This is a genomic window from Agrobacterium sp. 6Ca8 (assembly GCF_055382765.1).
Map to the genome: position 1 here is coordinate 133,474 of NZ_AP026435.1, position 26,499 is coordinate 159,972.

The 26,499-nt window shown below is 56.6% G+C and carries 22 protein-coding genes and 3 pseudogenes; 13 read left to right on the forward strand and 12 right to left on the reverse strand.

Annotated elements, in window-relative coordinates:
* Positions 1-5 precede the first annotated feature (5 nt).
* On the forward strand, positions 6-521 hold the full coding sequence (locus tag ACZ5A6_RS24225) for a hypothetical protein (RefSeq protein WP_464111555.1): 516 nt from the start codon (positions 6-8) through the stop codon (positions 519-521).
* A gap of 661 nt (positions 522-1,182) precedes the next feature.
* On the opposite strand, the gene ACZ5A6_RS24230 is transcribed toward ACZ5A6_RS24225, so the two are convergent.
* On the reverse strand, positions 1,183-2,154 hold the full coding sequence (locus ACZ5A6_RS24230) for a LysR family transcriptional regulator (protein WP_464111556.1): 972 nt from the start codon (positions 2,152-2,154) through the stop codon (positions 1,183-1,185).
* Between the two features lie 46 nt (positions 2,155-2,200).
* Here ACZ5A6_RS24230 and ACZ5A6_RS24235 point away from each other — a divergent pair, with 46 nt between their 5' ends.
* The gene (locus ACZ5A6_RS24235) at positions 2,201-3,373 is read left to right on the forward strand and encodes an L-talarate/galactarate dehydratase (protein WP_464111557.1); all 1,173 of its coding nucleotides are present in this window, start codon (positions 2,201-2,203) and stop codon (positions 3,371-3,373) included.
* A gap of 12 nt (positions 3,374-3,385) precedes the next feature.
* Here the strand turns inward: ACZ5A6_RS24235 and ACZ5A6_RS24240 are convergent, their stop codons facing one another.
* Positions 3,386-4,411: a LacI family DNA-binding transcriptional regulator gene (locus ACZ5A6_RS24240; RefSeq protein ID WP_112402809.1), complete on the reverse strand. Its 1,026-nt coding sequence runs from the start codon at positions 4,409-4,411 to the stop codon at positions 3,386-3,388.
* Positions 4,412-4,650: 239 nt separating this feature from the next.
* Here ACZ5A6_RS24240 and ACZ5A6_RS24245 point away from each other — a divergent pair, with 239 nt between their 5' ends.
* From ACZ5A6_RS24245 to ACZ5A6_RS24255, 3 genes are all read left to right on the forward strand, one after another.
* Positions 4,651-5,631: a Bug family tripartite tricarboxylate transporter substrate binding protein gene (locus ACZ5A6_RS24245; RefSeq protein ID WP_042615818.1), complete on the forward strand. Its 981-nt coding sequence runs from the start codon at positions 4,651-4,653 to the stop codon at positions 5,629-5,631.
* Between the two features lie 63 nt (positions 5,632-5,694).
* Positions 5,695-6,174 (forward strand): tripartite tricarboxylate transporter TctB family protein, encoded by a 480-nt coding sequence (locus ACZ5A6_RS24250; protein WP_112402784.1) that lies wholly within the window; start codon positions 5,695-5,697, stop codon positions 6,172-6,174.
* Between the two features lie 38 nt (positions 6,175-6,212).
* The gene (locus ACZ5A6_RS24255) at positions 6,213-7,712 is read left to right on the forward strand and encodes a tripartite tricarboxylate transporter permease (protein WP_162714155.1); all 1,500 of its coding nucleotides are present in this window, start codon (positions 6,213-6,215) and stop codon (positions 7,710-7,712) included.
* 60 nt (positions 7,713-7,772) lie between these two features.
* Here ACZ5A6_RS24255 and ACZ5A6_RS24260 read toward each other — a convergent pair.
* A pseudogene (locus ACZ5A6_RS24260) lies at positions 7,773-8,148 on the reverse strand (DDE-type integrase/transposase/recombinase); the annotation flags it as partial.
* A gap of 3 nt (positions 8,149-8,151) precedes the next feature.
* Here ACZ5A6_RS24260 and ACZ5A6_RS24265 point away from each other — a divergent pair.
* The 3 genes and pseudogenes from ACZ5A6_RS24265 to ACZ5A6_RS24275 all read left to right on the forward strand — a co-directional run.
* Positions 8,152-8,325: pseudogene (locus ACZ5A6_RS24265) on the forward strand (PIN domain-containing protein); the annotation flags it as partial.
* Positions 8,326-8,768: 443 nt separating this feature from the next.
* Complete coding sequence (locus tag ACZ5A6_RS24270; RefSeq protein ID WP_112402786.1) at positions 8,769-10,397, forward strand: sensor histidine kinase; 1,629 nt, start codon at positions 8,769-8,771, stop codon at positions 10,395-10,397.
* Complete coding sequence (locus ACZ5A6_RS24275; RefSeq protein ID WP_112402787.1) at positions 10,394-11,104, forward strand: response regulator transcription factor; 711 nt, start codon at positions 10,394-10,396, stop codon at positions 11,102-11,104. The genes ACZ5A6_RS24270 and ACZ5A6_RS24275 overlap by 4 nt, the downstream gene beginning before the upstream one ends.
* Before the next feature lie 23 nt (positions 11,105-11,127).
* On the opposite strand, the gene ACZ5A6_RS24280 is transcribed toward ACZ5A6_RS24275, so the two are convergent.
* The 6 genes and pseudogenes from ACZ5A6_RS24280 to ACZ5A6_RS24305 all read right to left on the reverse strand — a co-directional run bounded on the left by ACZ5A6_RS24280 (position 11,128) and on the right by ACZ5A6_RS24305 (position 18,134).
* Entirely contained in the window at positions 11,128-11,691 is a 564-nt protein-coding gene (locus tag ACZ5A6_RS24280; RefSeq protein WP_112402788.1) for a hypothetical protein, read from the reverse strand.
* A 386-nt stretch (positions 11,692-12,077) separates the two neighbouring features.
* Positions 12,078-13,666 (reverse strand): annotated as a pseudogene (gene tnpC, locus ACZ5A6_RS24285) (IS66 family transposase).
* A gap of 74 nt (positions 13,667-13,740) precedes the next feature.
* Complete coding sequence (gene tnpB, locus ACZ5A6_RS24290) at positions 13,741-14,085, reverse strand: IS66 family insertion sequence element accessory protein TnpB (RefSeq protein WP_464111558.1); 345 nt, start codon at positions 14,083-14,085, stop codon at positions 13,741-13,743.
* Positions 14,082-14,432 carry a transposase gene (locus ACZ5A6_RS24295; protein ID WP_464111559.1) on the reverse strand — a complete coding sequence of 117 codons (351 nt, stop codon included), beginning with the start codon at positions 14,430-14,432 and terminating at the stop codon, positions 14,082-14,084. The genes tnpB and ACZ5A6_RS24295 overlap by 4 nt, the downstream gene beginning before the upstream one ends.
* A gap of 904 nt (positions 14,433-15,336) precedes the next feature.
* Complete coding sequence (locus ACZ5A6_RS24300; RefSeq protein WP_112402792.1) at positions 15,337-16,512, reverse strand: glycerate kinase family protein; 1,176 nt, start codon at positions 16,510-16,512, stop codon at positions 15,337-15,339.
* 146 nt (positions 16,513-16,658) lie between these two features.
* Positions 16,659-18,134, reverse strand: coding sequence for an SLC13 family permease (locus tag ACZ5A6_RS24305; protein ID WP_464111560.1), 1,476 nt, complete (start codon positions 18,132-18,134; stop codon positions 16,659-16,661).
* 227 nt (positions 18,135-18,361) lie between these two features.
* On the opposite strand from ACZ5A6_RS24305, the gene ACZ5A6_RS24310 reads away from it, so the two are divergent.
* Positions 18,362-18,619, forward strand: coding sequence for a hypothetical protein (locus tag ACZ5A6_RS24310; protein ID WP_464111561.1), 258 nt, complete (start codon positions 18,362-18,364; stop codon positions 18,617-18,619).
* Positions 18,620-18,682: 63 nt separating this feature from the next.
* Here the strand turns inward: ACZ5A6_RS24310 and ACZ5A6_RS24315 are convergent, their stop codons facing one another.
* Entirely contained in the window at positions 18,683-20,080 is a 1,398-nt protein-coding gene (locus tag ACZ5A6_RS24315; RefSeq protein WP_464111562.1) for a S8 family serine peptidase, read from the reverse strand.
* A gap of 112 nt (positions 20,081-20,192) precedes the next feature.
* Between ACZ5A6_RS24315 and ACZ5A6_RS24320 the strand changes: the two genes are divergently transcribed.
* Together ACZ5A6_RS24320 and ACZ5A6_RS24325 are read left to right on the forward strand one after the other, a co-directional pair.
* Positions 20,193-20,735, forward strand: a complete 543-nt coding sequence (locus tag ACZ5A6_RS24320) for an RNA polymerase sigma factor (RefSeq protein WP_112402812.1) — start codon at positions 20,193-20,195, stop codon at positions 20,733-20,735.
* Positions 20,732-21,472 carry an anti-sigma factor family protein gene (locus ACZ5A6_RS24325; protein ID WP_464111563.1) on the forward strand — a complete coding sequence of 247 codons (741 nt, stop codon included), beginning with the start codon at positions 20,732-20,734 and terminating at the stop codon, positions 21,470-21,472. Before ACZ5A6_RS24320 ends, ACZ5A6_RS24325 begins: the two co-directional genes overlap by 4 nt.
* Positions 21,473-21,661: 189 nt before the next feature.
* On the opposite strand, the gene ACZ5A6_RS24330 is transcribed toward ACZ5A6_RS24325, so the two are convergent.
* Complete coding sequence (locus ACZ5A6_RS24330) at positions 21,662-23,017, reverse strand: ATP-binding protein (protein WP_112402795.1); 1,356 nt, start codon at positions 23,015-23,017, stop codon at positions 21,662-21,664.
* On the reverse strand, positions 23,014-23,679 hold the full coding sequence (locus ACZ5A6_RS24335) for a response regulator (RefSeq protein WP_112402796.1): 666 nt from the start codon (positions 23,677-23,679) through the stop codon (positions 23,014-23,016). Before ACZ5A6_RS24335 ends, ACZ5A6_RS24330 begins: the two co-directional genes overlap by 4 nt.
* 133 nt (positions 23,680-23,812) lie before the next feature.
* Between ACZ5A6_RS24335 and ACZ5A6_RS24340 the strand changes: the two genes are divergently transcribed.
* On the forward strand, positions 23,813-24,448 hold the full coding sequence (locus tag ACZ5A6_RS24340; RefSeq protein WP_112402797.1) for a DsbA family protein: 636 nt from the start codon (positions 23,813-23,815) through the stop codon (positions 24,446-24,448).
* A 147-nt stretch (positions 24,449-24,595) separates the two neighbouring features.
* Positions 24,596-26,443 (forward strand): protein-disulfide reductase DsbD, encoded by a 1,848-nt coding sequence (gene dsbD / locus ACZ5A6_RS24345; RefSeq protein WP_112402798.1) that lies wholly within the window; start codon positions 24,596-24,598, stop codon positions 26,441-26,443.
* Positions 26,444-26,499: the final 56 nt, after the last annotated feature.

A 26,499-nucleotide genomic window follows, 5' to 3' on the forward strand; every position in this document is an offset into this window, starting at 1 on the left:
ACGGCATGACGATGCAGGCCGGCTGGCGGTGCGATGCGACGCAACCCGTAGAGTTTGATCTCAAGCCTGATGGTGGCATAGCTGCTTTCAGCAAATGTACGCTTGATGATGGCAATGTCGTGGATGGTATCACCTTGCCCAAAGGTACTTCGCTCCGTGCTTCGACCGGCAATGTCTATACCGATGGGTTCGTCGATTCCGACTGGTGGGTTCTCGACCCGCCAATAGGCTTGACCGTCCGTATCGATGGTTTGGATCTTGAGGATGCGAATCTTAGCCTCGACCGAGAGCGAAAGCTTTATGAGGTTAGAAATGCTGTTCTTTCAAAAATGGCAACACGCGGGGAGCACCCTTATGTGGCGACGAGCCATATACGCTACAATCCGCGGGACTTCCGGGAATCCTATTCGAATGTTTGGTTGATAACCTCGGCTCAAGATCGCAAGGGTTCACAGCTGGTATCACCTGATACCATCGTGCAGGACAGAGCCGGAAGAGTATTAGCGAAAATTACTGACTAGACGCGTTGATGTATAGCGGCGGGTTTTCCGCATACGACTAGATGAGGCTCGCATTCAGCGCTTAAGAGTAGCGTTTTAAGAGACGCAAACTAGTGCGGCGAACCGGGTCGTGAGGCGACTGCCTGGGGAATATGACGTTGAGGAAGTTCTTGAGCTGCACCTCATTTCGACCGGACAGTCGTGGAAATACACGAACTACATCTTGGTGGTCTCAATGTTTTTCTGCGCCCAACGGCCCAGTTCCGCTTCAACACAGCCATCTCAATTCCTTCAAAGCCTGTCTTGAACTGAGCATTTTCCACGGCAGCCTGATCTGGTGCCCTGGCAATGGCTGCAGCCAGAAATTCTGTGACAATGACGCGGATGCTCAGCTAGGCCGTGTCCCCATAAACCGGGTTCATCTTGTTTATGTTGTGTGATTCAATCTCTTTGGAAGGAGATTGGTATGCGCCGTCATGAATTAAGCGACGAGGAATGGGCGGTCATTGCGTTCGCATTCGTGCTCAGTTCCAACCACCCCGCCAGAAGTCCCGGTTTGGCCGGACCAACCCAATTCATCTCTCGGCGCAAGCCTAGATGCTTCTTAATTGACCCTCATATCATCATGACGTGGTTGCTGGCAGTCCAGTGAGATCAATTACGGCCTGACAAGGGCGTCGGTTCAGGCGGAGAGGTCGCTGACTGCAGAGCCTGCGATAACGTCGCGGATCTCGGGTAAGGCCGGATTGGTATTCTCAGGGCTCCAGATGGCATGCAGCTCTGCAACGCATTGCTGCCTGAGGTCGAGCGGGCGGAATACGACATTGTCAAAACAGGCGTTGCGGGTTGCCGCAGGCACGATCGCGAGGCCTATACCGGCGCTGACCAGAGACAGGATGGCCTGAGAATGGGTGATGCTCTGGACGATGCGAGGCATGATGCCATGTTCTGCCATCAATGCGGTGACCTTATCGTGCAAATAGCGCGCTTGAGGTGAGAACATAATTATCGGCATGTTGTTCAAGTCGTCCAGTCCAGGCCTGCGCCTCGCCGCAAGCGGGTGCGCTCTTGGTATGGCTAACATCATGAGTTCACGCACAACGCTGAGACTTTCCAGATGATGTGCGCCGGAAAGCGGGCGCGATAGGCCCATGTCGATATCCCCCTGATTGATCGCCTGCAGCTGTTCCGCAGTTTCCATCTGCACCAGTTCGAGCTCGATGCGGGGCGCAAGTGCTCGCGCTGCGCTGATGAAGTTTGGCAGGAAGCCGTAGGTCGCTGCTCCGACGAAGGCGATACGGATCGAGCCTGCGCTGCCGCGGGAGGCACGGCGAGCAGCTGTCTTCGCTGCATCACCCTGAGCTAGAAGTTTTTGAGCTTCAACGAGAAAGGCATGCCCCGCAGCCGTGAGCGTGACACGTCGACTGGTCCGCTCAAAAAGTGCAACATCCAGCTCTTGTTCGAGCAGTCTGATCTGACGGCTAAGGGGCGGCTGGGTCATGTTCAGACGCCGTGCCGCTTGGCTGAAATTCAGTTCGGATGCCACCATAACGAAGGATCTGACCTGTCCCATATCCAGCATCAATTCAATTCCTGTATCGATATCCGTCAATATTCGATTTGGACTTAAATCGATCGGGCGGATATTGGTCAAGAGAAGCGCACTCTGTGGAGGGCGAAGGCTAAAATAGGGTAGAGACATGAACGCACAACAGGCACCAACGAACCTATCCCCAAATGTGATGAATGCCGACAGCATTGCCTGGATCAGGCTTTCGTCGATCTTCTTGCCGCTGAAGACGCCGATCAGCGACGCGAAGGTTTTGACCGGGCGGCAGAAGCCCCTTACCGAGGTGGCGTTCCTGTTTGCGGAGATCGAGACCAAAGATGGCCACAGCGGCATTGGCTTTAGCTATTCCAAGCGCGCGGGCGGGCCAGGTCAATACGAACACGCCAAGGAAATAGCCCATGTTCTCATCGGCGAAGATCCGAACGATATTGGGAAGCTTTGGAACAAGTTGTGCTGGGCTGGTGCGTCCGTTGGGCGTAGCGGACTTGCAGTGCAGGCGATCGCAGCCTTCGACATCGCGCTTTGGGACCTCAAAGCAAAACGCGCTGGTCTGCCGCTTGCAAAGCTGCTTGGAGCCCATCGTGACAGCGTCCGGTGCTACAACACATCAGGCGGGTTTCTTTCCTCGCCAATCGAAGAAGTTCTCGACAATGTCGAGCAGTCAATTGCGGCAGGCATTGGCGGCATCAAGATCAAGGTCGGGCAGCCAGACATCAATGTTGACCTCAAGCGTGTTGCGGCGGTTCACGAGCAAATTGGCGACCGCTCGGCGATGATGGTCGATGCAAACCAGCAATGGGATCGTCCAACTGCAATGCGCTTTGGGCGGCTGATGGAGCCTTATCATCTGACGTGGATCGAAGAGCCGCTGGATGCCTACGATATCGAGGGACATGCCGCGCTCGCAGCCCAGCTTGATACGCCGATTGCAACCGGCGAAATGCTGGCGAGCGTGCTGGAGCATGTGGCCCTCATTCAAAACAATTCCGTTGACTTCATTCAGCCAGACGCGCCGCGCGTCGGCGGCATCACGCAGTTTCTGAAAATCTGTGCGCTTGCAGAAGCGAAAAAGCTGCAGCTAGCCCCGCATTTTGCAATGGAAATCCACCTGCATCTTGCCGCCGCTTATGAGCTTGAGCCCTGGGTAGAGCATTTCGATTGGCTTGATCCTTTGTTCAACGAGCGTTTGGAAATCAAAGACGGCAGGATGCTGGTGCCGAACCGGCCGGGTCTGGGTATCACGCTGTCGCAACAGGCCGGACAGTGGACGCGTGGAGTGGCAGAGTTCGGCAAGCGACCATGAGCTAAACGTACTTCAGGCTGTTCCTCGGGCGACGATGTGGAAGTCGATGGTAATCATCGTTTCGACATTTGGGTCACCTTCAATTTTTCGGAGGATAGACCGTGCCGCCTGGGTGCCGATATCGCGGCGGTCGATCCGTATTGTGGTGAGCGGCGGATGTGTATGGGGTGCGAAGTCGAAGTCACCGAAGCCGATAATGGCTAGCTTATCGGGCATGCGGCATCCTCGTGCGTGCGCTTCTGCAAGGGCGCCATGGGCAACCACATCCGACGAGCAAAAGACGCCCAGCGTATCTTCGCCGCGAGTGAGGAGTTGCGCCATCGCAAGGCGTCCATCACGGAAGGTCGACGGGGAGCTCATTTCCAGCTCCGGAAGCTCGACATTTGCAATGCCCTTGAGGCGATTGACGAAGCCATCGCGACGTTGGACTGCACGTGGGTCGTTGGCGCCGATCTGTGCATAGCGATCATAGCCACGGATGAGTAGATGCTCGGCGGCCATTGCGCCGACGCCATCGTGTGAAAATCCGACCGCGGTATCGAGTGGCGAGGGTGTTGAATCCCAAATTTCGACGATCGGGAGGCCAGCACCTGTGAGCATGGCTCGGGTTTCTTTAAGATGGGTGATGCCGGTCAGGATAATGCCGTCGGGACGCCGGGCAAGGATGGCGCGGGTGAGCTCCAACTCACGTTTGGCATCGTACCCGGATAAACCGAGTAGAAGTTGGTAACCGGCGGAGACCAGTTCGGCATTAAGGCCTTCAATGGTTTCGGCAAAAATAGTGCTGGCGACCGACGGAACAATTGCTGCGATCAGTCGGGTCTTTCTGGAGGCAAGGCCGCCAGCCAGAAGGTTCGGCACATACCCTGTTCGAGCGATGACCTTCTCGATCGCTTCCAAGGTTCGCGGTTTGACCAGTGCCGGGGTATTAATGGCGCGCGATACGGTAACGGGCGAGACGCCAGCGAGTTTGGCGATATCAGCGAGCGTTACCGGGCCACTGGTCGTGATGTGCCTTCGCTTGTCATAGTCAGACATGATCATCGCTCCTGTTAAAATGAGTTACGCTTTCATTCCTGTCGTAATCAAGGGATCCGATTATTGAAATGCCGTTAAAATCACTAACATATTGAATTACAGTTACAATTATTTCGCGCATCAAGGTTGCAGCCGAGGATTTTCACAGTAGAATGAAAGCGCTTCCATTTTACCGGTAGGAGGATGCCGGGAGTGGTCTAATGGGGCCGGCCAGACGCCGGACAAGTGGAGGAATTACAATGAACCTCAAACGTTTAACGACGTTTGCGGCCGCTATGGCCGTAATATGTGCATCCGGCCTCCAGCCGAGCCATGCGCAGGACTATCCAACCAAGACCGTAACCGTGGTCGTTCCATTCGCGGCGGGTGGCAATACGGACACTTTCGGCCGCCTCGTCGCGGAAGAACTCGACAAGCGGCTGGGACAGCGTTTCATCGTTGAAAACAAGCCGGGCGCTGGTGGGAACATCGGTCTTGGCGATCTCGCCCGTTCCAAGCCCGATGGCTATACCATAGGCATGGGCACGGTGAGCTCGAATGCCATCAACCAGACTCTTTACAAAAAACTGCCTTATGACAAGGAAAAGGGCTTCGCGCCAATTTCTCTTATCGCCAGCCTGCCCAACGTTCTGGTCGTCAACCCCGACAAGATCAAGGCCAACAATGTCGAGGAACTGATTGCGTTCCTGAAGACGGAGCCGGGTAAGCACACATACGCATCTTCGGGCGTGGGCACGTCGATCCACCTGGCGGGCGAGTTGCTAGCGACGAAGGCCGACATCAAGATCACTCATGTACCCTACAAGGGCAGCAGCCAGGCCATCCTCGATGTCGTCGCGGGACACGTTGATATGATGTTCGACAACATTCCCACGGCTGCCCAGCAGGTGAAGGCCGGCAAGGTCAAGGCGTTGGCCGTCACCAGCCTGGAAAAGGCCGCTCTCCTGCCCGACGTACCAACCATGGCGAGCGTCATTCCCGGCTTCGACGCGACCTCGTGGCACGGCCTCTTCGCGCCTCCCGGCACGCCACCGGAAATCGTCGAAAAGCTTAGCAAGGAAGTGCAGGCGATCATCGCCGAGCCGGCAATGCAGGAAAAGCTCAAGGCGATGGGCGTGACGCCGGTTGGCAATACGTCTGCCGAATTCCAAGTCTTCATCGACAAGGAAACAGCAAAGTGGGCCGACGTAATCAAGGCGGCCAACGTGCCGCTGCAGTAAGGCAATCCGTCGGCTGGGGACTAGTCGTCGGCCGGCACGTCTTTCACACGCGAGTATCATGCCATGCTGAAAATTAGAAATGGCCGCGACTTTGTTGGCGGTGTGACAATGATCTGTGTCGGACTGCTTTTTTTATGGTTCGGTCGGGAACTGGAAGTCGGAGACTCCTTTCGCATGGGTCCAGGCTATTTTCCGACGATGCTGAGCCTCATTCTGTTGGCGATCGGCGCGATGATCATCGTTCAGTCGCTTATGGTTGATGCTGAAGACAGCGAGCCGGATGTGTGGAACTGGAAGGCGTACAGCTTGGTAATCGCAGCGCCGGTGGGCTTCGGGCTGCTATTGTCCGGTCTCGGTCTCGCTCCCACCATCGTGCTGCTAATAGCCGGGGTAGGGGCGGCGAGCCGTTATGCCAACTGGCGTCATTCGATCCTGCTCGGCCTCTTTCTGGCCGTCTGTTCTGTGCTGGTGTTCACGAAACTTCTGTCGCTTCCTGTTAGCGCCTTCGGACCGTGGGTGCCATTCATCGGCGACCTCACTTAACGCTCGCAGCCAGCCGACGAAACCGGATTGGATTGCTTATGGATATCTTCTCTAACCTCTGGCTGGGTGCCTCGACAGCATTCATGCCGATGAACCTGTTCTACGGCTTTGTTGGCTGCCTTTTGGGCACCGCGATCGGCGTTCTGCCGGGGCTGGGACCGACCGCGACCATCGCCATGCTTTTACCTATCACCTTCGGTCTGCCGCCGGAATCCGCACTCATCATGCTGGCCGGCATCTTCTATGGGGCCCAGTATGGAGGCTCGACCACAGCCATTCTCATCAACCTGCCGGGTGAGAGCTCATCCGTCGTCACCGCGATCGACGGTTACCAGATGGCGCGCAATGGCCGAGCGGGCGCGGCGCTTGCGACAGCGGCTCTCGGTTCCTTCTTCGCGGGAACGGTGGCGACCATCCTGCTCGCCGTCGCAGCCCCGCCACTTGCCGCGGTGGCACTTAATTTTGGGCCGGCGGAATATTTCTCGCTCATGGTCCTCGGCCTTGTGGCATCGGTGGCGCTTGCCAGCGGATCGTTGCTGAAGGCGTTTGCGATGATAGTTTTCGGACTTGTGCTAGGGACGATCGGGACGGATGTCGAAAGTGGTACGCCCCGTTATGTGTTCGACGTCCCGGAACTCTACGATGGTTTAAACTTCGTCGCAGTCAGCATGGGCATATTCGGGATATGCGAGATCCTGCGCAATCTGGAGAACGAGCAAGAGCGTTCGGTCGGAGTCAAGAAGGTGACCGGCCTGATGCTGACGAAAGAGGATTTGAAGCGGATCATCGCGCCTGTTCTGCGCGGCACTGCGCTTGGCTCGTTCCTCGGTGTATTGCCGGGGGGCGGGGCGATGCTTGCCTCGTTCGCCGCCTATGCGATGGAAAAGCGGATATCCCCGAACCGGGCCGAATTCGGCAAGGGAGCCATAGAGGGCGTTGCCGCACCGGAATCAGCGAACAATGCCGGGGCGCAGACGTCATTTATTCCGATGCTGACACTCGGTATTCCCGGCAATCCAGTCATGGCACTGATGGTGGGGGCGATGATCATCCAGGGTATCACACCCGGACCAAACGTCATTTCCGACGAGCCGGAACTGTTCTGGGGCATGATCGTCTCAATGTGGTCGGGCAATCTGATGCTCGTGATCCTCAACCTCCCGCTTATCGGACTTTGGGTGCGCATGCTGACCGTACCCTACCATTTGCTGTTTCCGGCGATCATCGCCTTCTGCTGCATCGGTGCCTACAGCATCAACAACAGCGTCTTCGACGTCTTCGTCATGGCAGGCTTCAGCATTGTTGGTTTCGCGCTCACGAAGATGCGCTTCGAGCCCGCGCCGCTTTTGCTTGGGTTCATTCTCGGGCCAATGCTGGAAGAGAACCTGCGCCGCGCGATGCTCATTAGCCAGGGCGATCCGTCAATCTTTCTGCGTAGCCCCCTCAGCCTATCATTGCTGGTGTTCGCCGTCGTGGTGCTAGCACTCGTGCTGGCACCGAGTATCCGCCGGAAACGTGAGGAGGCTTTCACAGAATAACTGATTTTGGCACTGTAAGCTTAAATCCGTGACACCATTCTAAGCGCGTGAGGTTCTGGCTTACGCGGCGTGAAGGCGTCCGACTTGCCGCAATGCTAGCGTGGCTGCTGATCGCAGATCGCGGTGTTGCGCAGATGGAATATCATGGCGGGAACGTTGAGAGGTTGGTGATCTAGTCGTGGTTAGAAACGAAACGCTGAAGCTGTCGAGCTGACTTGAAGCGCTTCATGATCCTCTCCCGTATTCAGACGGGTTGATGGGAGCCCCCCGCTCGATTGTTCAGTCCCCTGACAACGGTGGTCGACGCCAGCCAAATTTGCCCGCTTCGCTGCATTCTACGACCGCGACTTGTCGGTTATCTTATACTCGGCGCGCGGCCTTGCGCTTTCAGGAGCTTGTGCATCAAACGCTTTGCCGTCTTGGCATTGCGGTGGGTACCTCCCAATTATACGCGGACCTGATGGCCAGCGCCCGAACATCCGGAAAGGCGATCGGGAAGGCTGATGGATACATTGCTGCTACGGCTGCAGAAAACCATCTCGCGGTCGCAACGCGAGATACAAGCCCATTTGAAGTAGCCGGATTGAGAGTTATCAATCCCTGGGCCGCCTAAGCCTTTAGAATTGCAGGTCACTGGTTCGATTCTCATCAAGAGCTTGACGCCACGAATGTTCGCATCGTTTTCGGTCAGACAATCTTCGATGCAAATACCCATCACCTTTATCCTTAGAGCCTGGCGATACATGTTTCGGTTCGTGGTTGGTTTCTAATGGAATCCATCCACGTGATAAAGCTGATGCATTCAGGTTCGTCGATTTGGATGTGGCCGCTTAGGATTTTTGCGTCATATCACGTTCAGTTTTCCAGACGCTCCTCATGAGATTGTCCAAAGTCTGGCGTTCGGCGAGGCCCTTTGCGCTTTGACAGCAGTGAGGCTTGCTCAGTCAGATAAAAACCGCAAAGTCCATTCTAGGTGGATCGCTAACTCAGCGATCAGCCAACGCTTTTATAGGGTGAGATGCAGGCGCGTAACGTTTGCCTAATGGGAGAGTGAGGATGAGGCGGTTTGACTTCACGATAAGACTGGTCTCGGCGTTTGCAGTTCTGGCTATTCTTATCGTGTCCCAAGGTCTACTTAACAGACACATCGCCACAGAGGCAGAACAGCAGGTCGTTCGCGGACGATATGCGGGAGATATTCTTTCCGGTCTGCTGGAGCTGTCGGCAACCAAACAGCGGCTGCGCGCGTGGTCTTTGCGGGCGCTGATTGGCGCAGATCATGCTCCAAGCGACGGCGAAATTCTGCGCAATCATATGGCTGCGACCATCGAACAGCTTCAGCGTATCAGCCAAGAAACGCGTAGGATGGATCATCTGGCCGGTGCACCCGCCGATGATGACGATGCGCGCGATGAAGCCTTGCAGCTGATCTCCGGAAGTGTCATTGCACTGAAACCTGCCATCGAAGACATCAGGTCTCATACGGGAGCAGATGATGTGCGAACGGCCTGGGCCTCCATCGAGAAAGTTTTCGATCAGGGAGCCGGGCGGGATCTTCGCGAAGTCCTCAACAACACCATCGCCAAGGAACGGTCGCAACTCAACATCACGCGCGCCAATGCGGATGCCGCTCTCCTGCAGCTGAATCGCGTACTTGCGGTCTTGACGTTCATCATCGCCGTCATTGGCATGGGATTGGCTTACGCCATCGCCAATGCCATCCGTCGCCCGCTCCAGCAAATGTCGGAAGGGGCAAGGGCTTATGAAGCCGGTCGGCTCCAACATCGTATCCCCGTGACGACCACCGACGAATTCGGCCGATTTGCTGCCAGCATCAACCGAATGGCGTCCGAGCTTTTGCTAAGACGAAATGAAGAAGCCAACCACCGCACCGTGCTCGAGCAACAGGTCAGAGAGCGAACGTCTGCCCTTGAGAATGCCTTGTCGCGATTGCGTGCGTCTGAAGGTCGTCGGCGCAGTTTGCTGGCCGATATCAGCCACGAGTTGCGCACACCGACGACAGCAATCCGGGGTGAAGCGGAGATTGCGTTGCGCGGGCAAAAGGCGGATGACGACTATCGCGGATCGCTCGCGCGCATAGGCCAGGCGGCGAGCCAGATGGGAAGCCTGATCGACGACCTCCTGATGATGTCGCGTGGCGAAGATGAGACGTTGGCGCTGAACAGGGAGCCGATTGATATTGCAGGTCCGCTTGAGGAAGCGCTGTTGAGTGCCGCCGCCTTGGCCAATCAGCGCAGTGTCACGGTCACGACGGATATCGAGGATGCGGAGACGATTGTGGCCGGCGACGCTTTTCGTTTGAGGCAGGTCATCGCTATCCTGTTGGATAATGCCATCCGCTATTCACCCCACGATGGTCACGTCGAAGTTGCGTCCAGCGTTGTCGGCAAAACCTGGGAACTGATCGTTCGCGACCACGGAATAGGCATCGAGCCTGACGCCATCGACCACGTTTTCGACCGAAATTTCCGCGGCAACAATGCAAGGCTTCATCGCCCGGAAGGCACGGGTCTCGGGTTGTCCATCGCCAAACATCTGATATCGGCACATGAGGGAACGATCACCCTTTCCAGCGATAGTGACGAAGGGACGACGGCCATGCTTCGGTTGCCATTGTTCAGAAACGCTGCCGTTCTTGAACCCGTCGTGGAGACGAAGAAGTGAACATACTCATCATAGAAGACGATCCGAGGGTGGCAGATTTTCTGGAGCGCGGATTACGCGCGGAGGGCTACAGCGTCACCGTCGCACGCGATGGCCCGACCGGTATCGAACGCGCTCACGAGTTATGGCAGGAATGGCGCTCCACAGGCGCGAACGGTGCCATTTTGCTCGATCTCATGCTGCCGATCATCAACGGTTCCGATGTCTGCCAGACGCTCCGCGCCAGCGGGATATCCGCACCGATCTTGATGTTGACCGCACTTGGGTCGGTGAATGATCGCATCTCGGGATTGCGCATGGGCGCTGACGACTATCTGGTCAAGCCATTTTCGTTCGAAGAACTGCTGGCACGTATAGAAGCGCTCATGCGCCGCCCCATCGATCTGCGCCCGCTTGGGCCAAAGATTTTGTCCGTCGGACTGCTGGAACTGGACCGGGAGTCCATGCGGGTTACCGTGGAGGGCGACGAAATTTTGTTGACAGCAAAGGAACTTGCACTCCTTGAGCTCTTCTTGTCGGCACCAGGACGCGTTCTCAGCCGGGAACGGATTTTGGCGAATATCTGGGGTGCTGGCGAGGACCCGCTGACAAATGTCGTCGATGTCTATGTGCGTCGGTTGCGTGCAAAGATCGACCGCTCGTCGGAGGGTCGATCCTGCATCACAACTGTTCGGGGCATCGGCTACCGTCTTGAAACAGATCGGTAGTCGCTTCCTGCTTCAGGCCGATATTACTTGACGGCGTAAGGCAGTGAGGAGTGATGCTGAACGATACGGATCGTTCCCTCATCATCCTTCTTGAACGTCCACGACTTGTCGACGGTCGTCACCTTACCGTCCTTGTCGGTGAAGGATACCTTGCCCAAGGTCGTCGCGTATTCGCCATCCAGAAGAATGGCAGCATTCTTGACGTCGACTTCACGCCATCCCTTCAGCGCAAAGCCCGTATCGGTAGGGTATTTCGGGTTTTGACCTACGAAATACGCAAGGGCGCCTTCACGATCGGTACGGAATGTTTGAGGTTCCTGCGTCAAGGTCGGTTTGAAAAGCACCGGACCCAACTGGTAGCCGTAGGCCGCATCGATTACCTTCGCCGCCATGTCATGGGCGGGCTTTGCACCCTTTTCTTCGTATTCTCGGGAAATGGCCACCAGAGCCTCGCCCCATGCCTTTTGTGTCTGAAGGACCTCAGCCTCGCTGATGGCCCCGTTATGGATTTCGACGGCGTTCACGACGCCGGCGGTCATAAGCAGGGCAGTTCCCGTTATGGCAGTCGCCTTGGCTATCCAGCGCATATGTGTCTCCTGTTTGATTGCTCGTTGTGAGCGACAACAGGAATATGGATGTCCTCTCTGAAGCTGGCGTGGCTGCTTCATGAACAGATGATGGATAGAAGATTACGTTCACAGCACTAGACCACACATCAAGCATAATGGCAGTTAGGCTATCATAACCGCGAACGCTAAGCTTAGCAGGCGTTGCGGGTCAGCATGAACTTGAGATTTTGCGTTGGGATAGTTGCGGATTATCAGATTGGGGCCGTCATGCATGGGTACGCCAGGGAAGCAGCGAGCGCTTCCCGCACATCACTGGTCAACTAGGTTGAGTAGCTACGTTGGCTGTTTGGGAATGTAAAACTCGGCGCAATATGCAAGAATTGTAAGCGGCAAGCTTAGGCCGTTCAGGCCCTGTAGCTCCACGGCATAAGGGTATGGATTTCGCTGCTAGGCCAGCCATTTGCAAGGCGCTCGAGCGTCTGCGTCAGCCAGGCCTGGGGATCGACAGAATTCATCTTTGCAGTCTGCAGTAGCGTCGCGATTGTCGCCCATGTCCTGCCGCCACCATCACTGCCAGCGAAGAGGCTATTTTTTCTTGTAATCGCCTGCGGTCTGATCGCTCGCTCGACTATGTTGGAGTCGATCTCGACACGGCCGTCGGTCAGGAAGCGTTCGAAGACGTCACGACGCTTGATCGAGTACCGTAGAGCTTCAGCGAGTTTGGATTTAGTCGGCACGCGCGGCAGGGTCGTCTGCCGGAGAGCGAACAGATCTCGGACGATCTCTGCCGCGCGTTCTTGTCGGGCTGCGACACGCGCCTCAGGGCTTTGACCACGGACTGTGTCCTCTATTTCCCAGAGCTCTGCCATGCGCTCGACCGTCTCTGTGGCGACCTTGGAGCTCTTGGCGACATGCAATTCATAGAACTTGCGGCGGCTATGTGCCCAGCAGCCAGCCAGAGTAACGCCGTCGTTGCCGCCGTCCTTGCGGACAAGCTTGCTGTAGGCCCCGTACCCGTCAACCTGCAGAATCCCGCGATAGCCGCTGAGGTGCCGTGCCACGCAATCGGTCGCCCGACTGTCTTCGAAGCGATAGGCCACCATCGGCGGACCGTTGCCTCCGAACGGTCGGTCATCCCTGGCATACGCCCATAGCCATGCGGTTTTTGCCGACCCCGACCCGGGCGCAAGCGTCGGCAGGGTCGTCTCGTCGGCAAATATTCGTTCCGCCTTCTTGATTTCGTTGAGGATATAATCGGCGAGGATGTCGAGCTCGAACCCCAGCTTTCCCATCCATTGAGCCATGAGCCTGCGGTCAAGTTCGACCTTGTCGCGGGCGTAAATCGCTTCCTGCCGATAGAGTGGTAGCCCATCGGCATATTTGGACACGGCGATCTGAGCCAGAAGCGCTTCTGTTGGAATGCCCGCCTCAATGATATGTGTCGGGGCCGCGGCCTGGATCACGCCGTCTTCGTTCTTAAAAGCGTATTTGGGACGGCGCGTGACAATGACACGGAACATCGCTGCAACGACATCCAATCGTTCGGATATGTCTTCTCCGATCAGAATTTTTGTCTTGCCCACATCTCCGGCAAGTCTTCCGGCTCGATCATCACCTCGATACGCTCCAGATGCGGCGCAAAGCCCTTGCGTGGCCTCGGTGGACGTTTGCCATCTTTGTTGATGCCACTCGTAACCTTGGCCCTGATCGCCGCAATGCCGGTCTCGATCTCCTCAAAGACAAAAGTATGCTGCTCGTCATCGACACTGGCCGCTGCAAGTTTCTCTGAACGCCGCCCGAAGCGCGCGCGGTCAAAAGCTTTCAGGATCTGTGTCAGCCGCTCGATGCGCTCATCGGCATGAGCATTTCGGGCCTCGAGATCGTCGACCTGCTTTTCCAAAGCCTCGACGCGAGCGGCCTTCTCAGTCATGGCAAGAACCATGGCCTTGAGTGCCTCTACATCATCCGGGAGCTCTATCTCGGGTCGCGTCATGGGTATGATCAGAGCATATTTCGCTGTGATCCGCCCGAAGTTTTAGGTGCATGATTCAATTCGTCGCAGGGCTTTTACCCAACAATCTCGGGTGGCTTGATCGCTGTTGATCGAACGCGTTTCCAGTCCATTCCATCTACCAAAGCCAGAAGCTGGGCATTGTTGAGCTGGACCCGGTTGTGACCAATGCGCGGCCAGCAAAATTGCGCCTTCTCCAACCGCTTTGCATAAAGGCAAACGCATGAGCCATCCCACCAGACAATCTTGATCCGGTCTGCTCGTTTCGCCCGGAAGACATAGAGCGCTCCGTTGAACGGATCGCTGCCAGCATCGCGCACTAGCGACAGCAAGCTATCAGGCCCCTTACGAAAGTCGATTGGATGGCTCGCGAGGAAGACTTTGACGCCTGACGGGATCATGCTGAAAGTACCGCCCGGATCACCCGTTGCAGGTGCGCTGCGTCAACATCGGGTCCGGCCCGGATAACAACATCGCCGATGACAACATCAACCACCGAATTTGAGCCACCAGAACCGGCTTGCGTGCAAACAGCGGCTCCGGACGACGCGGATCGCTGTCGCTCCCGAGCATCGCGACGCCAGCCAAATAGCTGCGATGGATGAATTCCGATGCGATGTGCGATCGCTGAAACACTGGCACCCGGTTCCATCGCCTCTGCAACAGCATGTTCTTTGAATTCATCCGACCAACGTCGGCGGAACTGCCTTGGAGCGCCTTCCAAGCGCTCAGGGACAGCCTCGATCATATGAAAGTTTCTGGTTCCAGAGCTAGGCGCAGACATAGAAGCTCACAGTTTGTGAATCGTCTATCTGCAATACAGCCGTACGATCTAACTACGCCAGATGGGGTCAGCTTCCCGCTTACCCCTATGTCATAGGGGTGATGTGGTGGATGCACCCCGTGGAGCTAAGTGTGATCGTTTTGAAACGCTCCTATGAGGAGAGCCGTCCATGGAGCCGATTGCTACGATAGGGCTTGATTTGGCGACGAGCGTTTTTAAGGTGCATCGGACGGGTGGTGTCGGGAATGTCGTCATTACACGTCGGCTCCGGCGAAGTGAGGTTGTGAGTATATCGCCAAGGTTCCGGCATCTCGGTTGGTATCGAGGCAGGAGGCGCTTACCATTATTTTGGCCTGGGCTTTCTAAGCTAGGTGAAGATCATGACGCCTGCCTATGTTACACTGTGTCAAATGCGGCAAAACAGATGCAGTTGATGCGGAGGCTACCACGGAAGCAGTGCCGCGCCCCATGATGCGGTTGGTTGCGGTTAAATCCGTTGAGCAACAAGCTGGTCTGATGCTCAATAGGCCCGCGACCTGTTGGTGCGCCAGAAAGGACGCGCTATCAATGCTTTGCGAACACGTGACATGGAAGCTATCCTACGCGGCGGCGGTTGCGTAACACCTGTTCAGATTCGAGGCAAACCCCTTCGAAGTGGTTTGCATCAAGGCTGAGTATGAATGACGAGCCGGCCGAAAGCTTCGGAGAAAACACCAAAACACGCATTGAACCACTCAACATCCCAAGTGATCATTGCAGGTTGTAAGAGCGCAGCTGAGATCTGGAGCATGCATGCTGCCGCGCTCACTGGTAAGACTGGCACAGAAATTCATTGAGTTGGACTGAACCCACTCGCCACGTACACTTGTTAACTGGCTTTAGCCATGGGCAATCTCAGGTTAGCCCCAATCATGATCATCCTCACAGCATCTTCTGCGGCGCGGGCAAGAAGTTTTGGGGCCGAAGAAATCGCATCCTCCAGCGTGCATGGGCGGGTCAAGATCGAGGCAAATGCGTCTATGCCGCAATTGAGATTGAGCCTCACACCCTTGCCGATCGTACCTGCCAGCGCGACCACCGGAACGCCTGCCTGCTTGGCGCGGCGGGCAACCTCGGCCGGAACCTTACCAAATGGCGTCTGGCCGTCCAGACTACCTTCCGCGGTGATGACAAGGTCGGCGTGGCGGATGTATTCGTCAATCTCCAGATATTGCATGACGATATCATAGCGCGGGTGAAGCTTGCCGCAGAGCAGACCGAGAACGGCAGCACCCAATCCGCCAGATGCGCCAGCCCCCGGAGCCGAGCCAACATCGTAACCGGTGGCATTTTCGATGCAGGTCGCATAGGTTTCCATGGCCGCAGCCAATTGCTCGACCTGTTCCGGTGTTGCCCCCTTCTGCGGGCCGAAAACGCGAGCCACACCGCGCTCGCCGAGAAGCTGGTTATGCCAGTTCACGGCAGCGTCGATACGAACCTGGGACAGGCGCGGGTCGCGGCCACTGATGTCAACGCACTTCAGGTTCACCAATGCGGCACCACCACGGTCGAGTTCTTTGCCTTCGGCGTCCGTCAGCCGGACACCCAACGCCTGTGCCATGCCAGCACCGCCATCGTTAATACCGCTGTCGCCACAGCCTAAGAGAATCCGCTTCGCGCCAAGATCGAGTGCGACGCGAACCAGTTCACCAACGCCGTAACTTGTCGTTAGGCATGGGTTACGGCATTCACGCGGAACGAGACTGAGGCCGGCCGCGGCGGCCATTTCGATCACTGCGGTAGAATCGGCGCTTCCGCCAAGCAGCCCGACAAAGGTAGCGACAGGCTGCCCGAGTGGGCCAGTTACAATGGCAGGATGGATTGTGCCTTTGGTGGCACCGACTAGCGCGCGGGTAAACCCTTCACCGCCGTCAGCCATGGGTGCCTTGATGACAACCGCGTCTGGGAAAGCGCGCAGCACGCCTTTTTCGATGCAGTCGGCAGCCTGTTCTGCGGATAGGCTTTCCTTGAAACCCGATGGGGCTACGACGACGCGGAATGGCATGGGATGTTCCTTTCGTGACAGATGAGTGACACGGGAGGAACGTGGTGGCTGGACACTTATTCCGCGCCTGAAGATATTTATTCGGCTAAATAAAAAGGGCCGCATTATGCGGCCGTTTTGGGTTCTTAACTGATTGACTAAGATGACTATTTCATCGGAGTTCCTTGGTTGGGCCAGAGGATCGTTGCGAGTAAAATGAGAAGAATGATGAAGGGCGGTGCCACATAATAGCCGAGCTTTCGCAGATCAGCCTGAGTGAAGGCAGCAGGCTCGATACCCCCGAACATCGCCACCGGTTTCGCCGATACCATGGTCGTTTGGCAGAACCCGCTTGCGAGCGTCACGACCATGACGAGGGCAGCTGGATTGACGCCCAGCGCCGACAGGGGCAGGGCGAAAGCCGGAATGAGAACCGTAACCCGTGCCGTACGCGACGTTATCACCAAGTGGGAAAAGGTGGCGACGATCGCGGCAAATGCGATGATGAGAACCGGGGAGGAAACCATTCCCTGCCGAAAGACATTCACCAGCCTGTCCGCCAGCATTTGGGCCGTCCCTGTGTCGATCAGCGCTTCGCCGATGACCAGAGTGCCCGCCATGAATAAGAGCAGGTTCCACTCGACCGTTTTCAACGCGTCCTTCAGGTTTGTGCCAGAGAGCTTGGGGACGCAAAGGACAAGCATTGCGGCTACGCCGACGAGCGCCATGCCGATGCCATGAAGGGATTGCGTGGCAAACAAAACAATGGTGCAGCAGACCACGCCGGCGACCGCTATCTGCTGACGCGAAAAAGCAACAGGACGCTTCAGGGCCGGGCTGCTGTTTATCGTTATATCGCGCTCCTCTTTTGTCAGAAACACCTGAAGCAGGATCGCGCAAGTTATAAGGCAGATGACCAGCGAAAAAGGACCTGCCAGCACCAGCCAGTCGATAAAATCGGGACGGCTCCCGGTAAGATTGGAAAGGAAACCTGCAGCGACGAGATGCGCGCCTGCGCCGATGAGAGAAGCGCCTGCCGAAAGAAGGATCACCGACGGAAAGAGCAGACTGAGAGCTCGCGAAATCCTCACATTATCGATAGCGGCAGACAGCCCAAGATAAACCGGCATGAGAATGGCGGCCCTGGCGGATGTGGATGGGATAATGAACGTGGTGGCGAATGTCAGAAGCGTTAGCATCCAGAACATCGAACCTATACTGCGCATTCGCGGCATCAGGCGTGCGGTTATCTGTTCGATAAGACCAACATGGCGCAGCACACCTGCAATCACAAATGCCGATAGAAGAAGCCAGATGATGTCATTGCCCAGCGACCGATAGACCAGTTCCTCCGGAATGGCCCCCACAATCGCAAGGGCAAGGGCTCCAGCCAACGCAACAGGGGTCTCCGGCAGTTCAAGGATCGTCCAGGCCGTGATTGCGCAGACGAAGATAAAGAGTGTCGCCTGCATCGGCGTCGTGAGGCCATCTGTGGCAAGAAAGATCAGTATGCCCGCGAAGACTACTAACAATGCCGCGACCACTCGCCTAAGTTTTTGCACGGATACATGTGCCTCGGGAACCGTGCCGTCAGTCTGCTCATTTTGCGGATTTGCCGCGGGCAAAGACATCAGATGTGCCACCGGTTGTTCTCCTTCGGGTTACGCCCTCACCAGGGGGCAAATGCCAGAACGGGAGTACCAAATCCCGCGGTCCCATTGTGAACGTTCCGTGATGGAGAATATTCCCGCCCGACTCCATTTTTTGAAAGGCCCGATCTCAGGCGGAAAAAAAGCGGCCCTCAGCGGAATAAGCTGGCCTCTGCAGCGTTCATCCATCGCAACAGATACAAAGATGAAGGAGAATAGCGATGAACCGGTTTCTTGCCAGCAGCGCCAAGGCGCTGCTAGCCGCCACCACCCTGACGGTCACGGTGCCTGCAGCGAACGCCATGCCATATCTGCCACCGCAGTTGGCTGCATCCTCGCAACTCATTCTGGTCGATCATGATGATGATGACCGTAGGTCTATCGGCCGGTATCGTGGTGGGGACGATGGATGGTCAAGGTTTCGCGGTGATCCACGCGACAACGACAATGATGACGATGACGATGACGATGACGATTGATGCCATCGGCATCGAAGTCTGACAATGATGCCCGGCCTCGTGCCGGGCATTTCATTTGCGCTCTCAGCTGTGGCACAGCGCCCGTGCGTTCAGCAAACCCCAGCCGAAGATCGTATCCTTGCCAGGTGCGCCCATGTCGCTGGCAGAACGCGTCAGGGCGTCGGCCACGTCGTCAGGATCCATTCGGGGATTTGCTCCGAGAAGCAAAGACGCAGCAGCCGTTACGAAGGGCGCGGCGAAAGAGGTGCCAGTCTTCTGTCTGCCGCCGGAAACAGATGCAGCCGTCCAGACGCCGACGCCGGGTGCGGCGATATCGATATGATCGCCACGAACGGCGCGCCGGTAGGGCTTCATATTTCTGTCCACGGCAGTGACAGCGATGACCTCGGGGTAGGCTGCGGGATAGACGGGTTTGGCGTTTGGACCGTCATTGCCCGCTGCGGCAATTAGAATTGTGCCTTTTGAAATTGTGGCGCGCACAACTTGCTCAAACAATATGTTGGGCGGGCCGCTCAGGCTTAGGTTGACAATCCGGATGTTTCGCGTCGACATCACGTCAAGCGCCCTGACAAGATCGTATATGTCCGCGATATCGGTCGCCTTGCGATAGTGCTGGAAAGCATCGATTGCCACCAGAGTAGCTGCAGGGAGAAGGCCAGGTGCCCGGCTGTCTGCTGCTCCGACCAGAAGGGCCGCGACGGCCGTACCGTGCTGCTCACCTGATGTCGGCTTCGCACCATCTTCCAGCTGCACCACCTCGATCCTGGCTTTGGAAAGAGAAGGATGTCCGGCGTTGATAGCCGTATCGATCAGGCCGATCGGCATTGGTGCAGAACAGCTTGTCGCTTGAGTTTGCCCCCTTCCAGAAGGCCAGCCAACCACGTGCCTGACAAGTTCACAGCTGGTACCGGTGCATGACGGCGGCTCCTGCTGTTCTGGCTGATAGAAATGGTTGAAATCGACCGATGCGGAGGGGTCCGCGGTCACAGCGACCTGCCGGGCAGCATCGAGTGTCATCCCCCGCGGTATCGTCAGTTTGACCAACTCGCTGCCCGTGAGTGCAATTGTCGTCCGCTGTTTGACTGCAAAGCCAGCCTGCGTCAGTTCTAGGATAGAATTTTCGTTGAGGCCCAGCGTAACGATTTCGTCTGGCGCGCGATCTGGAACAGATACCGCACGTCGAGGTGGGTTGCGCTCTGTCCGCTGGAACGGCCATCTCAAAAAGGACCCTAAGTTTCCGCCTGAACGACGGCCGTCATCGCTGCCGCCATTCTGGCCTCCCGATGAACTGTTAGCGCCGCCATCATCATCATCGCCGCCATCGTCGTCGTCATCGGCAATTGCGGCAGACACCCCACGCAGCATGTGAGCCGATTGCATCAGCGGCAGCGCTGTTACCACGCTTGAGGCAATGAGGATCACAATGGTGAGCCTGAACCGCAGTGAAATGATTTTTGACACGTCGCTATCTTTCGTTGAAAACTGGGGCCGAATTGTTCGGACACGGGTATTAATGTCACCTCAGGTAGACGTTTGTCTCGACAAAATATTCCAAACCGTGCCAAACAACGGCATGATGAATGACACTCCTACGGTAGCTCAGCGGTTGGTGGATTTTCTGCCCAACATGCGACGGTTTGCGATTTCGCTCTGCCATTCGCGCGAATTGGCTGATGATCTCGTGCAGTCCGCCTGCGAGCGGGCGATCATGGCTGCCGACAGTTTTGCCGCCGATACCCGCTTCGATGCCTGGATGTTCCGCATTCTCCGCAACCTGTGGATCGACCATCTTCGCAGGCTCCGCACCGCTGGCCCCCAGGAGGACATCGAAAAAGCCCACGATGTGTCGGTCCCTTCCGGCGAGGCAGCCACCCATGCACGCATGGAACTGATGGAGGTTGCCACAGCCCTCCAGAAACTGCCAGTTGAGCAACGCGAAGTGCTGGTGTTGGTCTGCGTCGAGGAGTTGAGCTACCGCGACACAGCTGATGTTCTTTCCATTCCTATCGGCACGGTCATGAGCCGGCTGGCCCGCGCACGCAAAAATCTTGCGGAACTAACGGGAATAAACCTTGGCGAAAAACGTTCGTCCGATAGGAAAGGCGGCGTGGCATGAATATGAAACATTTTGACGACGAAACACTGATGGCTTTCGCCGATGGTGAACTCGATGACGCAACGAGCCGCCGGGTGGAAGCAGCGCTCGAGACCGACGAGGCCCTCGCGGAACGACTTGCCGTTTTTCTGGATACACGGCTGGCAGTCGCGGATGCGATGAAGCCGTTGATTAACGAACACGTCCCCGATGCATTGGCCGCATCTGTCCACCGCATGGTCGAAGCCGCCCGCAAGAACGCATCTGAAGTGGAACAAAGCAAAGTCGTTTCAGGCAATTTCATCAAGAAACGCCAACGCTCAGGTCGGACTTGGCTGATTCCGCTAGCGGCCTCAATTCTTGCCGTGATCACAGGTGTTGGCGGTTTTGTTGCCGGTCAAAGTGGCCTTTATGTCGTTCCGTCTTCTAAAGACTCCTTAATTGCTGCACTGAGCCGACAGCCTTCAGGCAGTGATGTAGTGCTTGGCGAAACTGAAACGCTGCACATCGTGTCTAGCTTCTTCGACGGCCAAGGCGAACTATGCCGTGAGTACGAACTGAGGCGCAAGACGGAAGTAACAGGGACGGTCGCCTGTCGGATGAATGGTGCCTGGGTAACACGTGTTGCTCTCACGTCACCACGCTCCGCAGGCTATGTGGCGGCCTCGTCACAGGAAACGATGGACGCTTATCTAGCTTCAGTCAATGCGGGCGAACCGCTAAGCAATGACGAGGAAAAAAGAGCTTTAGCAAAATGAATTAGATGTTTCGGGAGCCTTTTCATGTGCAGAAATCAACAATGATGCACGACATCAACAAACCCCTCGTCAATGATGTCGGCTCTGCCCCGCATGTTGTACGTAACCTGGAGGAGTTTTTGTAAATACGGCGCAACTTCTCCATTAGTCGCTGATCAAAATTTGCATGTGACGAAGCAGGTTCCACGGTTACGGCACCCTAGTCACGGACCTAAATCGTAATCCAGCCCGAAGACCGCCTTCAGTTCTATTTTGAAGAGTGATCTCTACGTCTAGGCGTTCCGCAGCGAGATAGGCGATCGCGAGACCCAGCCCACTTCCCATCGTCGTCTTATTGCGTCCCCGAAAGAAACGATCACAGACTTTGGAGAATTCTTCCTCGGGGATCCCGGGTCCTGAATCGTCGATGAAGACACCGACGACACCTTGAGCGGTCCACACCCCACACTGAACGGATTGGTCAGCGAGCGAATGCAACACGGCATTCTCAAGCAGATTCCGCGCGCAAAGCATAAAAAGCGACACATCCATGACGATGGTGACCGCAAAAAGCTGCGGCGAGATATCGATCACAGCCGCAGTCGGGTAGTGCTGCTTTATGTCGGCTGCAAGCGCCTTCAGGATTTCACCAAGGTTGACCTTGTCATCCTGACTGCCGGCCTGTCCGCTTTCAGCATTGGTAAGGTCTGTGAGTTGCCGCACGAGGCGCGCTGTCCGGTCCACGCCAACGACAATCTGCCGTAGAGCATTCTTGCGGATGTCTTCGTTATCGCTGCCAAGCGCTATCTGCGCCTGGGTCCTTAAACCAGCGATAGGGGTGCGCAGTTCATGTGCCGCAAACGCTGTGAAATCGCGCTCGTGCTCCCGCGCCGCCGTGACACGCGCGAACAGGCCGTTGAGGGAACGGATCACCGGCTTGATCTCTGAGGGGCTATTATCATCCGGCAAGGCGCTGAGATCGGATGCGGGGCGGGTCCCCAGCTTTTCGGCCATGGAACTTAGCGGGGCCAGCCCCTTGCGGACGCTCAGCCATATCAAGCCGGCCAGCACAGGAAGGATCAATAGTGCAGGCAGGGCCAAGCCTTGAATAACATCTGTTACAAGGCGGTTGCGGACGCGCATGTTGTCACCGACCAGAACACGCATTCCCAATGCCTCGTTCACAACCGCGTAAACCCGCCAGGTTTCTCCGTCGACCAGTGTTTCCGAGAAGCCCGACCTGTTTTCTGTTAGTGGTTGCCCGGGGGCTGCGTCGGAGCGCCCGATCAGCGTGCCATCCAGCGCCCAGATCTGGCAGGAAAGCTGCCGCTCATAGGGTGTGTGCATGATCGCAATTTTCGATGGAATATCGGTCTTTTTTGCGGGGTTTATCTCTTGGCTTGTGATGAGCGAACTGACCATGCGCGCCGCTTCTGTCAGCCTCGCATCCAGCACGCGTTCCACTTCTGAACGGGTGCTGTAATAGATCCAGGCAATCGCTGACAACCAGACAATGCCGGTGGTGATCAGCAGGATGAAAAACAGACGGGTGCGGATTGAGGTCATGTGCGAATGTCCTGCAGACGATAGCCGACCCCGCGTACGGTCTCGATAACGCCCTGGCCAAGTTTGGCCCGCAGATTGTGGATATGAACCTCAATGGTGTTGCTTTCGACATCCTCCTGCCAGCCATATAGCCGATCCTCAAGCTGCGATCTGGAGTGAATCTGACCCTGCCGTTCGATGAGAGCGTGCAGGATGGAGAACTCCCGGCGCGAAAGGCGCAATGGCTCTCCATCGCGCGTCACAGCCATGCTGGAGGGATCGAGAACAAGTTTGCGCCATTGAAGGTGGGCGCTTGCATGTCCGGTAGTCCGTCTGATCAGGGCTCGCAGTCGCGCCGCAACTTCGTCCAGATCGAATGGTTTTCCGAGATAATCGTCGGCGCCCGCGTCAAGGCCTGCAATACGATCGGCTATAGCATCGCGCGCCGTCAGCAACAGCACCGGCACCTTGGCCTGACGGTCACGCAAATCAGCCAGCACATCAAGACCTGATCCGTCCGGCAGCATCAAGTCCAGAACGACTGCATCAAAGGTCGACATACGCAGTGCCAATATTGCATCCCCACAACGCGAAACCGCATCGACGGTAAAGCCCGCAAGGCCAAGCCCGACTTGCAGGCCGTTCATCAACACCGCGTCGTCCTCGACCACAAGGATCCTCATTCTGTTACGTCCGATCTGCAAACAAAGTGCTATGTGTCAGTGCCGACCTTAAGCCAGCCTTAAGGTGGCGGGAGGAATTGCCATGCAGCTAACGCTCAGTTGCCAGGCGCTTTGCCCATGAAAGGAACTCTCCATGTCGCTCTTGTCTCGCCGAAACGCAATCCTTTCCATAGGCGGTGCTGTTTTCGCAAACTTGGTTGCAGGTCGCGTCGCTTTCGGTCAGGAGGCTGTCTCCAAGGAGATGATACTCAACGATCCGGCGGCACCCGTCGGCGGCAATCCAAAAGGTGATCTGACGATCGTGAATTTCACGGACTACAATTGCCCCTACTGCAAAAAGATAGCGCCTGTCCTGCAACAGATCATCAAGGAAGACGGCAATATTCGTCACGTCTACAAGGACTGGCCAGTGATCCGCCCAACCTCCATCGACGGGGCGGAGCTGGCGATTGCCGCGAAATATCAAAAGAAATATGAAGTCGCCCATGATGCGCTGATGACTATTCCCGGCTCCGGCCTGACCAGAGACCAGATGCGCAAGAAGCTTCAGTCCGCCGGGATCGACATGAAGCGTCTCGATGCGGATTTGACATCGCACCGGGCAGACATCGATGCGCTCATCAAACGCAACATGGCCCAGGCGGATGCGATCGGGCTTACGGGAACCCCGTCTTTTCTGATCGGCTCGTTTCGCACGTCAACGCTGGATTATGCTGGTTTCAAGCAAGTTATCGCCGACGCACGGGCCAAGCAGACCGCGGCGCGGTAGGGCGATTACGCCTTCACCCGCTATGACCGCCGTATCCTTTACCGGAACAATCAATATTACGGTCATTGAACGCGGCTGGTCAAGCCTGCCTCAAGTTGCGGCATAACAGCTGACGCAACGATTGCATGAAGCCTGGAGTGCCTGTCTTTGCCTGGAAAAGCCGTCTGGTCTGCCTTCATCGCCATTACCCTGGCAATATTGAGCATTATTCTCGTCCCGTCTGCTTTAGCACAAGCACCGACAACGATTGCCGCCCCGCTTTCGCCCGACAAGGCGTTCGAACTCTCGGCCACCGCGCGGGGCGACGGCCGCATCATGCTCGAATGGATAATAGCACCGGGTCATTATCTCTATCAGGACAAATTCGGCTTTACGCAGGCGGGGATGGATCTTCCGGCCCCCTTGCTTGAGGGTGATGGCCAGACCAAAAACGACCCGACCTTCGGTGTAACTGCTGTTTTTTACGGGAAGGTTGCCGCAGTATTGCCCCTTGTAGGATCCTCTGACCCTGTCGAGGTTCAGTATCAGGGTTGTCAGGAAGACAGGATCTGCTATCCGCCACTGACCCGTTACGTCGATATGAAGACGCTTGCCATCGCTGATCCGCAAGACCGTGCCGCTGCGTCCCTTGCCAATGAATGGTCCACTCCGGGCACCGTTGCTTCGGAAAGTGTGATCGCCGTTGCAACGGATAATGGCACGATAGTCAGTTTGCTCCTCAAAGACGGCGGCGTGCCGATAGTGCTTGGCAGCTTTTTGCTATTCGGTTTCCTGCTGGCCTTCACACCTTGCGTGTTTCCAATGTATCCGATCCTTGCGGGGACAATCGCGCGGCAGGGAGAATCTGTTACGCCCTTGCGGGGCTTCACTCTTTCGCTTGCTTATGTCGCTGCCATGGCAACGGCTTTCGGTCTGCTTGGCGTCGTCGCAGCCTGGTCGGGCCAAAACCTGCAAATGGCGCTTCAATCGCCGTTTGTGGTCGGTACCGTTTCACTCCTTTTCGTCTTGCTGGCGGTTTCCATGTTCGGCGTGTTCGAGCTTCAATTGCCGTCTGCCCTGGTCAACCTGATCGGCAGACCCGGCAATAGACGTCGTGGTTCGGTGGCCTCCGCAGGATTGATGGGATTTACCTCCGCGCTCATTGTCGGCCCGTGCGTTACTGCACCGCTGGCGGGTGCGTTGCTCTACATCGCCCAGACAGGTGATGTCAGGCTTGGGGCGGCGTCGCTTTTCGCCCTTGGTCTTGGAAAAGGCATCCCACTGATTGCGTTCGGCACGCTTGGCCCGCGGGCCTTGCCAAAAGCCGGTCCATGGATGACTGCCGTTCGGCAGGCATTCGGCTTTGTCTTTCTGGCCACCGCTATCCTGATGGTTTCGCGTTTGATTGTGGCAGAGGCGGCGCTGGCGCTTTGGGCTGTATTGGCTATCGGTCTGGGGGCGTGGCTCGGCGCTTTCGATGTGCTTGGCCCCGATGCGACCGCAAGGCAGCGCGTGGCCAAAGCTGCGGGTATTTCGGCCGCACTCTACGGTATTTTCCTTGCCGTTGGCGCAGCCAGTGGGGGCACCGATCCCTTCCGTCCGCTTGGCAATCTGGTGGCGCAGCGTGCGGTCAAGCAAGACGACACCCGAACGCTGGCTTTTCGGACAGCAGACACGCTGGCTGAACTTGATGCAGCGGTCGCTGCCGGGCAGGGCAAGCCGGTTCTTATTTATGTGACCGCCGACTGGTGCGTTACATGCTCGATAATCGAGCGGAGCGTTTTGTCTGATCCGGCTGTTGAGGCTCATCTTACCCGCTTTAATCTGATCAAGCTCGATGTCAGTGACAATACCACCGGGCAACGTCAGGTGATGAAGGACCTGCAGGTTTTTGGGCCGCCAACCATGATCTTCGTCGATCCGCAAGGACGGGAAAAAATTGGAACACGTCTGATCGGCGAGGTCACCAGCGCCACACTGCAAGCTTCTGCAATTGCGACCGGAAACCCCCGATAAATACCTTCGACGCGCGCGAAATACCGCCGTTTTCCTCAATCCCCGCTCAATTGGCA

Excerpts from the sequence above, each read along its gene's own strand:
- ACZ5A6_RS24225 (WP_464111555.1), top strand. The coding sequence starts at position 6 with ATGACGATGCAGGCCGGCTGGCGGTGCGATGCGACGCAACCCGTAGAG.
- ACZ5A6_RS24250 (WP_112402784.1), top strand. The coding sequence starts at position 5,695 with ATGCTGAAAATTAGAAATGGCCGCGACTTTGTTGGCGGTGTGACAATG.
- ACZ5A6_RS24280 (WP_112402788.1), bottom strand. The coding sequence starts at position 11,691 with ATGCGCTGGATAGCCAAGGCGACTGCCATAACGGGAACTGCCCTGCTT.
- tnpB (WP_464111558.1), bottom strand. The coding sequence starts at position 14,085 with ATGATCCCGTCAGGCGTCAAAGTCTTCCTCGCGAGCCATCCAATCGAC.
- ACZ5A6_RS24240 (WP_112402809.1), bottom strand. The coding sequence starts at position 4,411 with ATGTCTGACTATGACAAGCGAAGGCACATCACGACCAGTGGCCCGGTA.
- ACZ5A6_RS24340 (WP_112402797.1), top strand. The coding sequence starts at position 23,813 with ATGTCGCTCTTGTCTCGCCGAAACGCAATCCTTTCCATAGGCGGTGCT.
- ACZ5A6_RS24235 (WP_464111557.1), top strand. The coding sequence starts at position 2,201 with ATGAACGCACAACAGGCACCAACGAACCTATCCCCAAATGTGATGAAT.
- ACZ5A6_RS24245 (WP_042615818.1), top strand. The coding sequence starts at position 4,651 with ATGAACCTCAAACGTTTAACGACGTTTGCGGCCGCTATGGCCGTAATA.
- ACZ5A6_RS24295 (WP_464111559.1), bottom strand. The coding sequence starts at position 14,432 with ATGATCGAGGCTGTCCCTGAGCGCTTGGAAGGCGCTCCAAGGCAGTTC.
- ACZ5A6_RS24320 (WP_112402812.1), top strand. The coding sequence starts at position 20,193 with ATGATGAATGACACTCCTACGGTAGCTCAGCGGTTGGTGGATTTTCTG.
- ACZ5A6_RS24310 (WP_464111561.1), top strand. The coding sequence starts at position 18,362 with ATGAACCGGTTTCTTGCCAGCAGCGCCAAGGCGCTGCTAGCCGCCACC.
- ACZ5A6_RS24300 (WP_112402792.1), bottom strand. The coding sequence starts at position 16,512 with ATGCCATTCCGCGTCGTCGTAGCCCCATCGGGTTTCAAGGAAAGCCTA.
- ACZ5A6_RS24270 (WP_112402786.1), top strand. The coding sequence starts at position 8,769 with ATGAGGCGGTTTGACTTCACGATAAGACTGGTCTCGGCGTTTGCAGTT.
- ACZ5A6_RS24325 (WP_464111563.1), top strand. The coding sequence starts at position 20,732 with ATGAATATGAAACATTTTGACGACGAAACACTGATGGCTTTCGCCGAT.
- ACZ5A6_RS24255 (WP_162714155.1), top strand. The coding sequence starts at position 6,213 with ATGGATATCTTCTCTAACCTCTGGCTGGGTGCCTCGACAGCATTCATG.
- ACZ5A6_RS24330 (WP_112402795.1), bottom strand. The coding sequence starts at position 23,017 with ATGACCTCAATCCGCACCCGTCTGTTTTTCATCCTGCTGATCACCACC.
- ACZ5A6_RS24335 (WP_112402796.1), bottom strand. The coding sequence starts at position 23,679 with ATGAGGATCCTTGTGGTCGAGGACGACGCGGTGTTGATGAACGGCCTG.